Origin of the sequence: Bacillus sp. SIMBA_154 (genome assembly GCF_046536015.1) — a bacterium.
Lineage (GTDB): Bacteria > Bacillota > Bacilli > Bacillales > Bacillaceae > Bacillus > Bacillus pumilus_P.
The window spans coordinates 274,822-288,828 of record NZ_JAWJBV010000003.1; the positions used below are offsets into that span (position 1 = coordinate 274,822).

Annotated in this window: 12 protein-coding genes and 1 other annotated feature; of the genes, 8 read left to right on the top strand and 4 right to left on the bottom strand. The window is 41.3% G+C overall.

Annotation, left to right across the window (positions count from 1 at the left end; all coding sequences use genetic code 11):
• The first annotated feature begins 299 nt into the window (after positions 1–299).
• From ftsE to R0K30_RS07830, 3 genes are all read left to right on the top strand, one after another.
• A complete protein-coding gene (ftsE, locus tag R0K30_RS07820) occupies positions 300–986 on the top strand; it encodes a cell division ATP-binding protein FtsE (protein ID WP_099726370.1) in 687 nt (228 codons plus the stop codon).
• A complete protein-coding gene (gene ftsX, locus R0K30_RS07825; RefSeq protein ID WP_099726369.1) occupies positions 979–1,869 on the top strand; it encodes a permease-like cell division protein FtsX in 891 nt (296 codons plus the stop codon). The genes ftsE and ftsX overlap by 8 nt, the downstream gene beginning before the upstream one ends.
• 114 nt (positions 1,870–1,983) lie before the next feature.
• On the top strand, positions 1,984–3,246 hold the full coding sequence (locus tag R0K30_RS07830) for a murein hydrolase activator EnvC family protein (protein ID WP_256499049.1): 1,263 nt from the start codon (positions 1,984–1,986) through the stop codon (positions 3,244–3,246).
• Between the two features lie 48 nt (positions 3,247–3,294).
• Here the strand turns inward: R0K30_RS07830 and R0K30_RS07835 are convergent, their stop codons facing one another.
• Positions 3,295–4,035, bottom strand: a complete 741-nt coding sequence (locus R0K30_RS07835; protein ID WP_256499048.1) for a sulfite exporter TauE/SafE family protein — start codon at positions 4,033–4,035, stop codon at positions 3,295–3,297.
• A gap of 153 nt (positions 4,036–4,188) precedes the next feature.
• Here R0K30_RS07835 and ctpB point away from each other — a divergent pair, with 153 nt between their 5' ends.
• The 3 genes from ctpB (at position 4,189) to R0K30_RS07850 (ending at position 7,591) form a co-directional block, all read left to right on the top strand.
• The gene (gene ctpB / locus R0K30_RS07840; RefSeq protein ID WP_099726366.1) at positions 4,189–5,637 is read left to right on the top strand and encodes a carboxy-terminal processing protease CtpB; all 1,449 of its coding nucleotides are present in this window, start codon (positions 4,189–4,191) and stop codon (positions 5,635–5,637) included.
• A gap of 344 nt (positions 5,638–5,981) precedes the next feature.
• Positions 5,982–6,335 carry a swarming motility protein SwrAA gene (locus R0K30_RS07845; RefSeq protein ID WP_003212923.1) on the top strand — a complete coding sequence of 118 codons (354 nt, stop codon included), beginning with the start codon at positions 5,982–5,984 and terminating at the stop codon, positions 6,333–6,335.
• Between the two features lie 68 nt (positions 6,336–6,403).
• The gene (locus R0K30_RS07850) at positions 6,404–7,591 is read left to right on the top strand and encodes a PDZ domain-containing protein (RefSeq protein WP_230030682.1); all 1,188 of its coding nucleotides are present in this window, start codon (positions 6,404–6,406) and stop codon (positions 7,589–7,591) included.
• 10 nt (positions 7,592–7,601) lie between these two features.
• Here the strand turns inward: R0K30_RS07850 and R0K30_RS07855 are convergent, their stop codons facing one another.
• Positions 7,602–7,967 (bottom strand): winged helix-turn-helix transcriptional regulator, encoded by a 366-nt coding sequence (locus R0K30_RS07855; RefSeq protein WP_230030683.1) that lies wholly within the window; start codon positions 7,965–7,967, stop codon positions 7,602–7,604.
• 227 nt (positions 7,968–8,194) lie between these two features.
• Between R0K30_RS07855 and R0K30_RS07860 the strand changes: the two genes are divergently transcribed.
• Both R0K30_RS07860 and R0K30_RS07865 read left to right on the top strand, forming a co-directional pair.
• The gene (locus R0K30_RS07860; protein WP_099726363.1) at positions 8,195–8,869 is read left to right on the top strand and encodes an NAD(P)H-dependent oxidoreductase; all 675 of its coding nucleotides are present in this window, start codon (positions 8,195–8,197) and stop codon (positions 8,867–8,869) included.
• 89 nt (positions 8,870–8,958) lie between these two features.
• Positions 8,959–9,183 (top strand) — a binding site (T-box leader).
• 75 nt (positions 9,184–9,258) lie between these two features.
• Positions 9,259–10,608, top strand: a complete 1,350-nt coding sequence (locus R0K30_RS07865; RefSeq protein WP_410609949.1) for an amino acid permease — start codon at positions 9,259–9,261, stop codon at positions 10,606–10,608.
• Positions 10,609–10,656: 48 nt separating this feature from the next.
• Here R0K30_RS07865 and R0K30_RS07870 read toward each other — a convergent pair whose 3' ends face one another.
• Together R0K30_RS07870 and R0K30_RS07875 are read right to left on the bottom strand one after the other, a co-directional pair.
• Positions 10,657–11,649 carry a glycosyltransferase family 2 protein gene (locus R0K30_RS07870; protein ID WP_099726361.1) on the bottom strand — a complete coding sequence of 331 codons (993 nt, stop codon included), beginning with the start codon at positions 11,647–11,649 and terminating at the stop codon, positions 10,657–10,659.
• Positions 11,649–13,814 (bottom strand): ArnT family glycosyltransferase, encoded by a 2,166-nt coding sequence (locus tag R0K30_RS07875; protein WP_410609951.1) that lies wholly within the window; start codon positions 13,812–13,814, stop codon positions 11,649–11,651. The genes R0K30_RS07870 and R0K30_RS07875 overlap by 1 nt, the downstream gene beginning before the upstream one ends.
• Positions 13,815–14,007 lie beyond the last annotated feature (193 nt).

Below are 14,007 nucleotides of genomic sequence, written 5' to 3' on the forward strand. Positions count from 1 at the left end.
AGTTTTATTTAAAAAATAAGGGTAAAAAGGCATGTTTTTCGGTTTTGGTTGTTCTATTTACCTTTTATTTATAAGTTTTGAAATATAAATGTAATACCATTGCGTCGATTCATGACGTATAATTGGAGTTGTTGAAATTTAGATGATCATTTTTTTCATCTTTTTGGATGAAAAGGACATAAATTGCTTGTACGTATCGAAGGGTATGTGCGTGACCATACATAACGTTTTTTGACGATAAGTGTCAAAACATCATGATAAGCTGTTAGTCAGCGAATAAGAAAAGATTAGGTGATTACATGATTGAAATGAAGGAAGTCTACAAGATCTATCCTAATGGCGTAAAGGCGATCAATGGAATCAATGTCTCTATCCATCCAGGAGAATTTGTGTATGTTGTTGGTCCCAGTGGTGCTGGTAAATCCACTTTCATCAAAATGATGTATCGTGAAGAGAAGCCAACCAAAGGGAAAATCTTAATTAATAACAAAGATTTAGGCTCGATTAAGGAAAAAGAAATTCCTTATGTGAGAAGAGAAATCGGCGTGGTATTCCAAGATTTCAAACTGCTGCCGTCCCTCACAGTGTTTGAGAACGTGGCATTTGCTCTTGAAGTTATTGGTGAACAGCCAAGTATCATTAAGAAAAAAGTGCTTGATGTACTCGATTTGGTGCAGCTAAAGCACAAAGCGCGCCAATTTCCTGACCAGCTTTCTGGCGGTGAACAGCAGCGTGTATCTATCGCTAGATCGATCGTCAATAGTCCTGAGGTTGTCATTGCAGACGAGCCTACAGGAAACCTTGATCCAGATACATCATTGGAAATCATGAAGACACTGGAAGAGATTAATAACCGCGGTACAACAGTCGTCATGGCGACACACAACAAAGAGATTGTAAACAGCATCAAGAAACGCGTCATCGCAATCGAAGATGGTATGATTGTGCGTGACGAAGCAAGAGGGGAGTACGGAATTTATGATTAAAACTCTCTCGCGTCATTTACGTGAGAGCTTCCGTTCACTTGGAAGAAACACGTGGATGACATTTGCATCAATTAGTGCGGTTACTGTCACACTGATTTTAGTTGGGGTATTTCTTGTCATTATGCTCAACTTGAATAACATGGCATCGAACGCTGAAAAAGAAGTAGAAGTAAAAGTATTAATCGATTTAACGGCAAATCAAAAGCAGCAGGATGAATTAAAAGCAGAAATTGAAAAGATTCCTGAAATCAGTGATGTGAAATACTCATCTAAGGATGACGAACTAAAAGCACTGATTAAAAGCTTTGGTGAAAATGGACAATCTATGGGGCTTGTTGATCAAGAAAACCCATTAAACGATGCATTTATTGTGAAAACAACCGATCCTCACGATACACCAAAAGTAGCGAAAAAATTAGAAAACCTAAAGGGTACGTATAAAGTAACCTATGGAAAAGAAGAGGTCAGCCGACTCTTTAATGTGGTCGGAGTGGCTCGTAATGTCGGCATTGCGCTCATTATTGGGCTCTTATTTACAGCGATGTTCTTGATCTCCAATACGATCAAAATTACGATTTTTGCTAGACGGAAAGAAATTGAGATTATGAAGCTAGTAGGTGCAACGAACTGGTTTATCCGCTGGCCATTCTTCATTGAAGGATTACTGCTTGGTGTATTTGGTTCCATTATACCAATCGCTCTATTGCTTAGCACGTATCAATATGTTGTGGGCTGGGTGGCGCCGAGAGTACAAGGCTCATTTATTTCAATGCTTCCTTATAACCCGTTTGTCTTTCAAGTATCACTGATTCTTCTATTGATCGGTGCATTCATTGGTGTGTGGGGAAGCTTAACGTCCATCCGTAAATTCTTAAAAGTATAAATATATCTTATTTGATGGCAGCACTCGAGGTTTCTATAGAAGGTGCGACCGGTTGATCCGATTCATCCGGTCGACTCTTCATGTCGACAGTTGTCATGGGAGGGGAATATCGTTTTGAAAAGAAAGCTGATGATGGCTGGAATGGCAGCGTTTATTGGAACAACGTGGCTATACATTCCAGGAAACGAAAATCGTGCATTCGCATACGAAGACCTAGATCAAAAACGTCAACAAATCGAAGAGAAAACATCAAAGACTGAATCAACTTTGAAGAAAAAGAAATCAGAGCTGGCAAAGCTTGAAAAGAAAGAAACAAAGCTAAAACAAGAGATTGAAAAGATTGACCAAAAGGTAAGTGCTGCAACTGAAAAGGTCGCTGAAAAGGAAAAAGAAGTCAAACAAACGAAACAAGAGATCAAGAAACTGAAAAAAGACATTCAAGTCATCAACGAGCGAATTGAAAAAAGAAAAGCGATTTTCAAAGACCGAATTCGTTCTATGCAAAAAAGCGGCGGTACGATCAACTATTTAGATGTGCTGCTAGGTGCTCGCAGCTTTAGTGATTTTGTCAGTCGTGTTGGAGCTGTCACAACGATTGTCGAAGCAGATAAAGACATGATTACAGAACATGAAAATGATTTAAAGCTGGTGGAGCAAAAAGAAGCAGAGCTAAATAATCAGCTAAGTGGACTTGAAACATCACTGAAAGAGCTTGAAGCCCTGAAAAAGGACCTATCCAAACAGCAAAAAGAAAAAGGAAAAGTCCTTGGTCATGTATCGGAAGAAAAAGAACATGCACATGATGAACTGGGCAAGCTTGAAAATGAAAAAGAAATTCTAGCGAATCAAAAAGCGGCTGTGAAGTCTGAGGAAGCACGCCGTCAAAAGGAAGAAGCTAAAAAAGCACAGCAAGCCGCTGCTAAAAAAAATGCACCTGCATCAAGTGGCGGGTCTGATCAAGTGTCAGATACACCAGCAAGCAGCTCAGGCTTCATTAAGCCGGCTGCAGGCCGATTCTCATCAGGCTTTGGTGGACGTTCTGGCGGACATCATTACGGATTAGATATTGCGGCAAAAGGCACCGTTTCTGTCGTTGCAGCAGCATCTGGAACAGTCACGAACTCAAGCTACTCGTCAAGCTACGGGAATGTTGTATTTATTACACACAACATCAATGGACAGACGTATCAAACGGTATACGCCCATCTGTCAACAAGAAGTGTTTCAACAGGGCAGAGAGTCGAGCAAGGACAATTCCTTGGGTATATGGGAAACACTGGTCAATCGCATGGCCAGCATCTTCATTTTGAACTTCATAAAGGATTATGGAATGGCGCAAAATCAAATGCAGTCAATCCAGCGCAATATATCCGCTAACAAAAAGCCGATAACGTGATGTTATCGGCTTTTTTAATCTAGATAAAATTAAAATAACAGCAGTAACCCGGCAATAATAGGGGTTAACAGTACAGCGGATTTCAATAAGACCTTCGGTGCAAGTCGTGTGAATTTCGCGCCAATAAATGCCCCTAATACTGTTCCAATTAAGATTTGAATCAGCAAAATAAAATCAACATAGCCCTCTGAAATATAACCAATTCCACCGCCAATGGAGATCGGAATAATGACAAGCATGGTCGTGCCAACAGCCTGTCTAATAGACAGCTTCAGCAAAATTAAAAGTCCCACTTGAATAAATGGGGCAGACCCAATACCGAACATGCCTGACAGCATACCTGATACAAGTCCTAAAATGATGCCCCTTGTCAGCAGCTGACGTGAAGAAAGCGGCTGCTGCTCTGCTTCTTCATTGAGGACAAATAATTTGATCATCATAAAAACAGCAGATAAAAAGAGCATACCGGCTGTTAAATAGTGCAAGCTTTCCTCTGGAATAAAAGGAGCAACCTTTGCTCCCGCAAAAGATGCAATACAAGCTAAAGCACCGACAATCAAACCAGATTTGAGCTGAATATTTCCTTCCCGGTAGTGACTGTAAGCACCTGATAATGTCGTAAATGCCATAGCGGCTAAAGACGTACCTAGTGCTGTATGGATTGGTACATCAAATATTAACGTAAGCAATGCGATGACAAAACCAGCCCCGCCAGCTCCTACAAATCCTAATAAAATTCCTAAAAAAAGCATAGTTAATATAATATACATTGCAAAGACTCCTTCTCGATCATAACAAAATAAAAATTACACCTAATGAAATGATTAGTCAAGCTTTCGCGGGAGAATGTCCTTACATGAAATCCCTTCTTCTGGCATATAATAACTCAGGTCATCAGGAAGAGTTGAAGAAGGAGGCCAAATATGAAAAAACAAATCGCATCTATTATGGTAAGTGTCGTTCTATTAATGAGTGCAGGGGTTATCACGCATAAAGAGGGGACTCATGCGGAGTCACCGAAAGCAGCTTCTGCAATGGCTGGACAAGCTCAATCAAGTGATCGGGCGAAAGAAAATGGAATGGAGAAAATCGAGAAAGCCTATGACCTCATTTCAAATGAATATGTAGAGGAAGTGGATCGCCAAAAGCTGCTTGAAGGCGCCATTCAAGGGATGCTTTCAACTTTAAATGATCCGTATTCAGTATACATGGACAAGCAAACTGCAAAACAATTTTCTGATTCGCTTGATTCCTCCTTTGAGGGAATTGGGGCAGAAGTAGGGATGGATGAAGGAAAGATCATTATCGTCTCTGCCTTTAAAAAATCCCCTGCAGCCAAAGCAGGTCTTAAGCCGAAAGATGAAATCATCAGTATTGATGGTGAGCCGATGAAAGAAAAAAGCTTAAACGATGCTGTGCTGAAAATACGAGGAAAAAAAGGAACGTCTGTCGCCTTGAAAATCAGACGAAACGGGATTGAAAAAGATTTAACATTCCATATCAAACGAGAAGAAATCCCGCTTGAAACAGTGACTTCCTCTATGAAAGAGGTAAATGGTCATAAAACGGGCTATATTGCGATTTCTAGCTTTTCTGAAGACACTGCGAAGGATTTCACGTCAAGCCTGGATAAGCTCGAGAAAAAGGGCATGGAGGGTCTTGTATTGGATGTGAGAGGAAACCCTGGCGGCTATCTACAAAGTGTAGAAGATATTTTGAAGCATTTTATTACGAAGGATCAGCCATATATTCAAATCGCAGAACGGAACGGCGACCGAAAACGATATTTTTCAAAACGGAAAGAACAGAAACCTTACCCGGTCAACGTCTTAATTGATAAAGGCAGTGCATCTGCTTCTGAGATACTTGCTGGTGCAATGAAAGAAGCCGGAAAGTATGAAGTGGTTGGTGATGTCTCCTTTGGGAAAGGAACTGTGCAGCAGGCGGTTCCAATGGGAGATGGAAGTAATATTAAATTAACGCTGTATAAATGGCTGACACCAAAAGGGAATTGGATTCACAAAAAAGGTGTCGTGCCCACTATTGCGATTCATCAGCCAGATTACTTTACTGCCGGTCCGCTACAGCTAAAAGAACCGCTTCAGCTTGATATGAACAACGAAGAAGTTAGACAAGCACAGACGCTGTTAAAAGGGTTGTCATTTGATCCTGGCAGAGTAGATGGATACTTTGATGAAGAAACGAAAAAAGCCGTACTTGCCTTCCAAAGCACATATAATTTGGAAAAGTCAGGTGTTATTGATTTGAAGACAGCGAAAATGATGAACAAAATGGTGGATGAAGTAAAATCCTACGAAAAAAATGATCTCCAGCTGCAGACTGCACTAAAAGCACTATATCTTAAAAAATAAAGAGGCGAATAAAAGCCTCTTTTTTTTGGTTCATAAGTGTCACGAACATGTAATAATTTATTCTTAAAAATATATTATATCGAGAAATATGTTCATTTATTTTACAAAAAACATAACATTCCTTCGATTTTACCCGATAACATATTTATATAAGAGACTTTCTGTTGATTTAAACATGTCATGAAAATGAAACTTTTGAAAGTTGTATGTTACATAAATAATTCTTACAATAAAAAGTAGCACTCATTTTAAATATTTTATTTTTTGCGGATATTCAGCTTGAGCTTTAAGCTGTACCGAGGTTTGCGCTTTTCTTAAAAGAACTAGTAAATGGGGGTACACAATTGAAAAGGGCAAGTATTGTGAGAGAGAAAAAATATTACGAGTTGGTAGAGGAACTTAAGAGTCGTTCGAAAGATGTGACGTTTTCCGCTACAAAGGCATTAAGTCTGCTCATGCTGTTAAGCAGATACTTGGTCAATTACACAACGGTAGAATCAGTCGACGAAATCGATGAAGACTGTGCTGAGATATACTTCAATTATTTAATGGATAATCATAAGAGACTTGGTATAAACTTAACCGACATCAAGAGGTCGATGCAGCTTCTCGGCGGCATACTAGATGTAGATGTGAATCACTATTTAAAAGATTTTTCACTGTCGAATGTCACACTTTGGATGAATCAGGAGAAATAAACCTGATGTCAAGCATCGATTTATTTGATAGAATAAGAGAAAATGCTTGACTTGGGCGGTGAACGATAATGAGCTCGGAGTGGATGGGAGCCGGATTAAAAGCGGTCGGTCTGTTTTTAATTCATCCTCTTTTTTATTTCATGATATTAATCAGTCTATTGTATGGCTACATCCGCGTAAAGCGGGAGAGAAAAGCGTTTCAAACAAGAATAGAAGATGTTTACGATGAGCTTAAATTTACATATTCAAAGGGATGGGTTTTAGGAGTTTGTCTATCCGTCATTTCAGTAGGCTTAGGGATTGCCCTCCCGCCTGGATTCATCGTGCTGATTGCAGCAATGACCATCGTATTCTCTTTATTCTTTAAGGCGAGTGCGCTTTCGTCTGCATACACACTCGGTTTCAGTTTTATTGCGGCACTTGGACTGATGTATTTCCAAGTGAGCCATTCTTGGCTTCCGCAGCTCTCAATGATGAATGCATCAGCCGTTGTCATTCTGCTAGGGCTCCTATTAATGACCGAGGGGATTCTAGCATACCGAACGGCGCATTTACGTACATCGCCTGCAATGGTGATGAGTGCGAGAGGACTTTTGATTGGTCAGCAGCGGGCAAACCGTCTGTGGCTTTTACCGCTTGTTTTGCTGATGCCGGCAGGTGAATTGACTTCTTCCCTGCCATGGTGGCCGGTGCTTCAAGTGCATGATCAAAGCTTTTCATTTATTTTGATTCCCTATATCATCGGCTTCGGCCAGCGGATTCAAGGATCGCTGCCAATTGTCAGTATTCAAATTACGGCTCGTCGCATTCTTATGCTCGGACTCGCTGTTGCCTTACTAGGTGCTGCAAGTATTTGGTTTGAGCCTATAGCTTGGGGAGCTGTTGTGATAGCGATTGTCGGAAGAGCCTTTCTTTCATGGAAGCAGAGGGTCAATGACAATGCTGCGCCGTTCTACTTCTCTAAGCGGAATCAAGGGCTGATGGTGCTTGGAATCATTCCGAATACACCTGCGGCTGATTTAAAGCTTGAGATCGGAGAAGTCATTACAAAGGTAAATGGAATTGAAGTCAAAACGGTTTCAGAATTTTATGAAGCTCTACAAACCAACCGTGCTCTGGCAAAGCTTGAGATCATTGGCTTAAACGGTCAGACAAGGTTTGAGAAACGCGCTTCTTACGAAGGAGAGCATCATCAGCTTGGCATCCTGTTTGTGAAGGATGATCCACAGCAAGAACCAACAGCGATTTCATCTTAAAAAAAAGCTGCTAGAGATGGCAGCTTTTTTCTTTTGTGCGTGTTTCTTTTCCGTATGATTCGCCCCATTCACGCATGGCGAAGATGATGGGCTTTAATGTATCTCCAAGAGAAGTCAGTGAGTATTCGACACGAGGGGGAACCTCCTCATAGACTTCTCTGTGAACAACACCGTCCTGTTCAAGCTCACGTAATTGTAGCGTGAGAACACGCTGCGAAATTCTTGGCAGAAGCCGGCGTAATTCGTTGTATCGTTTTGGACCGCAAGTCAAATGATAAAGGATGACTCCTTTCCATTTCCCTCCAATGACACTCGTTGTGACCGAAACAGGACAGCCATGATTCACAATGCTGACTGGATTGGATGGTGCACTCATCTTTACACTCCTTTCTAAGACGAAAATGGTGATAAACGAACATGATTGTACCTAACGAACAAAAATGTGCGTACTTGAATCGATGGAAGCTTTTCTTTTACCATAGAGATATCACATCACACATTCGGGCTGTTTGTTTTCTTATCATAACAATTTCTATATGAGAATGGAAAGAAATTGGATTGATGAAACACACACCCTATCTGTCAATAGAAAGGATGAATAAAATGCGAGACAAAGAGCAATTAAAAAAAGAAATCATTGACGCGTATGAGTTCCGGCACGCGACAAAAGAGTTTGATCCAGCGAAAAAGATTTCAGAGGATGATTTTGCGTTTATTTTAGAAACAGGAAGACTTTCCCCAAGTTCTGTAGGATTTGAGCCTTGGAAGTTCCTCGTCGTTCAAAATGAAGCTTTTAGAGAAAAATTAAAAGAGTATACATGGGGGGCGCAAAAACAGCTTCCAACTGCCAGCCATTTTGTGATCATCTTGGCAAGAACCGATGCCCGCTATGATTCAGCATATGCAGAATACATCAACAAGCAAATCAAAGGAATGACAGACGAGACGTTTGATATGGTAAAGGGACGCTACAAAGAATTCCAAGAGAACGATCTCCATTTGTTAGAAAATGACCGTACGCTTTTTGATTGGGCTTCAAAACAAACGTATATTGCCCTTGGAAACATGATGACAGCTGCTGCACAAATCGGCATTGATTCATGCCCAGTTGAAGGATTTAGCTACGATGAGATTCATCGTATTCTAGATGAAGAAGGATTGCTTGAGGATGGTCAGTACGACGTTTCTGTGATGGCAGCCTTTGGTTATCGTGTCACTGAGCCAAAACGCGGCAAAACACGACGTCCGATGGATGAAGTAGCTGTTTGGATTCGTTAATAGAGGCTGTCTGAAAAAGGATGTTGACAATTGCGTGGTTAGTCAGTATATTTAAAAAATAAAATCTTTGATGAATATATAAATTGACTATAAACGTTTTGACTTGAGAATAGTAGATGAACATCCGTTTTTTAAGAGAGCTGCGGGTCGGTGCAACGCAGTAAAACGAATCATTGAACTCGCTCAAAGAGCGGTAAGACTGAATGAATTGTAAGTCTTTACGTGTGACCTCCGTTATCGGGTTTTAAGTTGGATTCAGCTATAGCTGGATCAATAAGAGTGGTAACGCGGTTGCAGGGTCAGTCGTCTCTTCAAGGAGATGGCTGGCCTTTTTATATGCTTTTATCCTATGTTTATCTGAAGATTCAAATTTAAAGGAGCTATAGAAAATGGAAAAGGAACATGTGCAGTTAAAACGAACAATGACGTCAAGGCATATTATGATGCTTGCGCTTGGCGGTGCAATCGGTGCCGGTCTGTTTAAAGGAAGCAGTTCTGCCATTGATATTGCAGGTCCTGCTGTCATTTTGGCATATATGATTGGTGGTCTTATTTTATTATTTATTATGCAAGGACTTGCCGAAATGACTGTTGCACGACCTGGTGCAAGAACATTCCGTGATTTAATTGAACCTGTGTTAGGAAAATATCCGGCCTATTTCTTAGACTGGATCTATTGGAAAATGTGGGTGCTGAACATTGCAGCAGAAGCCATTGTGTCTGCGATCTTTATTCAGTACTGGTTCCCGCAAATGCCGATTTGGACGCTTGTGTTAATCATTTCACTTGTAGTGACATTGATCAATGTTTGTTCAGTCAAAATGTTTGCTGAGACAGAGTACTGGTTAGCTTCCATTAAAATTGCAGTCATTATTTTATTTATTATCATTGGGTTAACGATGCTGTTTGTCTCATTCGGACAGCATGCAGCACCGGGATTATCCAACTTAACCGACCACGGTGGGTTTTTCCCTAATGGAACTGGCGGCTTAATTGCGGCAATGCTGGTTGTAGTGTATTCCTATGGCGGAACTGAGATGATTGGGGTTACATTAGCGGAAACAAAAAACCCTGAAAAAGTCATCCCAAAGGCCATTCAAAGTACATTTGTACGAATCATCGGTTTCTATGTACTGCCGTTCTTTATCATTGTCAGCTTAATCCCTTGGAATCAAGTGAACAATGAGCAAGTGAGTCCATTCGTCACAGTGTTTGCAACAATTGGCGTGCCGTATGCAAGTGACATCATGAACGGTATCATTTTACTAGCGATCTTGTCTTCTATGAACTCTGGACTGTATGCTTCATCAAGGGTCCTTTATACGCAGGCGATGGATGGGCGTATATGGAGAGGCTTCTCCAAGCTATCAAAACAGCAGGTGCCTGTCAGAGCAATCCTTGTGTGTACATCCACATTGTATGCAGCGGTATTGATTTCTCTTTTTGTGGGAAGTCAAACCTTTAATTATTTGATGGGATCTTTAAGTTATACAGTCTTATTCATCTGGTTTATCATTGCTGTTGGTCATTTGAAATCTCGAAGCGTAGCAGAACCAGGGGGATATCGCGTCAAGCTGTATCCTTTCACAACATGGTTTTCTGTGATTGCGATCATGGCCATTTTTATCGGCGTTGTGTCAGCAACTCCAATTGTACAAACGATGGTCACAATGGGCATTTATCTCATCATTACACTTTCTTTCTTCATCAACAGAAAGCGGTTTGAAACAGCCGCTTAATACAAAAAAGCGTGCTGGACCTTATCAAGAAGGTCTCGCACGCTTTTTTTAATGCTGTTTGTAGTGCTTGAAATGAACAGGGGATTGAACCGGGTGCGGCTTTGCTTGAAGCCCGTAGCTCTCCTTGACGATATAAAGCGGCCGGTCCTTCGCTTCATCGTAGATTCGGCCAATATACTCTCCGATCATTCCCAGCATGAAGAGGATGATGCCGCTAAAGAACAGCTGAATGACAATTAATGAACTCCAGCCAGTAATCGTGCTATTGGTAAAAAGCTTTAAGTACAAAACAAGAAACATAGAAATGAATCCAATAGCAGAAAGGGCAATGCCTGCCACACTGGCTAGTTTTAAAGGTTTATAGGAGAAAGACGTAATTCCGTCCATCGAGAGCTTGAGCATCTTTTTGAGAGGATACTTCGTTTCTCCTGCTAGCCGCTCATCTCGAACGTATTCTACCGCAATTTGTTTGAAGCCGACCCAGCTGACTAAGCCGCGGACAAATGGGTTTTTCTCGCGTATTTTTCTCATTTCATGACACACCTTACGATCCATCAACCTGAAGTCACCTGTGTCGATGGGAATGTCTACTTCGGTGATTTGACGTAGAACCCGATAGAAAAGGGAGGCGGTGTACTTTTTGAAAACCGATTCGCCTTTTCGTTTGGTGCGGACGGCGTAGACCACTTCATAGCCTTCCTTCCATTTTGCGATCATTTCTAATATCAATTCAGGCGGATCTTGTAAATCTGCATCGATCACCACGATGGACTGACCCTTTGCGTAATCCATGCCAGCTGTGATCGCAATTTGATGTCCAAAATTACGAGAAAAATCAATGAGTCTCACATTCGGATCTGTTTGGCAATATCCTTTAATCAGCTCAGCTGTTCGATCCATACTGCCGTCATTGACGAAGAGAAGCTCATATGCTTCTCCCGTCGAATCCATGACGGTTTTGAGCCGCTGATACGATTCATGGATGACAAGTTCTTCATTATAAACTGGGACAACAATCGAATATTGTATGCTTTTTTCCATCAGCCATTTTCCTCCTTTTGATAGATGAATGAATCAACGGATAGTTCGTAAAGGGTGCCACTCTCCATTCCGCCCATTCGTCCATTTGACTGATCAGGTTGTTCAGATTGCTTGCTGTCAGTGCTGCCTGTTTGTTGTTTCGTTTTGGATGTAGAAGTGTTCTGCCATTTAGAAGCAGCCACTTCTTTGCCGTTTTTCTGAATCCAGTTCAGAATGTCTGAGCTTCCGCCTCTCATACCAGAGAGATAGAAGTATTTGATTTTTCCGTCTTTGACGAGCTGTTTAAATTCGCTAAGCGTTAAAATGTTATCGGAGCCACTAAATCCACCTAATGCCATAACCGCTTTCCCTGTCTTAATAATGTAAGGGGAAGCTGTGGTTGCATCTGTTGTACCAAACAGGAAGGCTTCCCCTGTATTGTTTTTCTCAAGGTAGCTGATCAGCTTCTCATTCACCTGGGAACCCATAATGCCACTTGAAGTTGCAAGCTGAGGACCAGCCTCTGGCAGCATGTTGTTTCCTCCATAAAGAAGAGGTGTGCTTGCCCAGAACAGTGGTGCGATCAGCATGCCAAGGATGGCGATGAGAGACGCCAGTTGTTTTAGCTTTTCTTTTCCTTTTATAAAGAGCAGGGCAAGGAAGGATCCAACGCCAATGAGACCGACCGCAATGCTTAATCCAAAACCAATCGTGCTTGTAAAGGTGGATAAGATAAAGACTTCAAATGATGTTGTTACCAAAATAGCAATCGGAAGCAGCCATTTTTTAAAGCCGGTTCCTGTTTGGAATAATTGAGTCATAGAGGCCCAGCCTGCTCCAGCTAATACGGCAATTGGCGGTGCCAGCATGATTAAATAATAGTGGTGGAAAAATCCAGCTACACTGAAAAATCCAGCAACGGGTATAAGCCAAGCTAACCAAAATAGTGTTTCTTTTTGTTTTGTATTGAGACGTCTTCTTTCAAATGCTGTTGAGAGGAAGATACCAATAGCGCCAAAGAGTGCAAATGGAAGCAGCCAGCTGATTTGATCGGACAGTTCAGATTGGAACAGACGTAATGGACCTTTTGTTCCTGTACCAAACATGCCAGAACCATTTCCCATTTTTCCGCCACCACCATTAGGCGGGCCGGCACCATTTCCTCCATCGCCACCAGAAGGCATATCAGGTGGTGTCGTGCCATTTGTACTGCTTGGCGGTCCTTGCATAGACGGCTGTCCCTGACCGGAAGATTGATTTGAGCTGTCTGAGCTGCTTTGATTTCCATTAGATGGCGGCTGAGGCATGGTTGATGAATCATTATCGTTTTGCTGATCACCCTGCTGTGAAGTTGGTTGACTTCCACTCTCACTTGAGCCGCCGCCCATTCCGCCAGACTGTTGACCAGTCAGCCGCTGGAGACCGTTGTAGCCAAAGGCTAGTTCTAATGCAGAATTGGATTGACTTGATCCCATATAAGGGCGATTGTCTTTTGAGGTGAGATCAACGGCTATCGACCACGAAGCAGATACACCTAAAAGAACAATCATTGAAATCATCAGTGAAAGCAATTTTTTCTTCCATGTCGTGCGATAAGCTATGATGTAAAAAAGGATGAGTGCTGGTACAATCATATAGGCTTGCAGCATCTTTGTATTAAATCCGACGCCGATCATTGCAAATGAAGCGATCGCCCAAAGCACCTTTTGCTGTTTCACAGCCTTGAACATCATTCCTGTTGCTAGTAAAAGGATAAAAACAAGTAAGCTGTCAATGTTATTTGTACGAGATACAGCGACTGCGATTGGTGTACAAGCCATAATGAGTGCAGCCAGTCTTGCAGCGGCCTGACCAAATGTAGGTTTGACAAGACGGTAGATTAAATAAACAGATCCAATGCCAGCCAAAGCTTGAGGCAAAATCACACTCCATCCATGTAAACCAAAAATTTTGGCACTGATCGTTTGCAGCCAGAAGGTGAGCGGTGGTTTATCCACCGTGACATACCCTGCTGGATCAAATGAAGCAAAGAAGAAATTATGCCAACTTTGCATCATACTTGTGACAGCGGCAGTATAATACGCATTCACCGTATCATCTTTCCAAATGTGATAAATGTTTAAGATGGCAGATAAGATCAATATGAAAAATAAATAAATATCAAATTTCTGAAAACGTCTGATCAAAAGCATGTCACTCCTTTTTCTTAACTTGAAAAAAGTGTAACAAGCAAATATGAATAAATTGTTAATAAAAAAAGACCAATTCTTTATGTTTTAGTGGAATAAAAACAGCTCTTGTTGAAAAGAACTGTTCAAGTTGTATACATATGCTATTGATACTGATCTATAAGAGAAAGGAGAGGTTCCAAATGAGAGT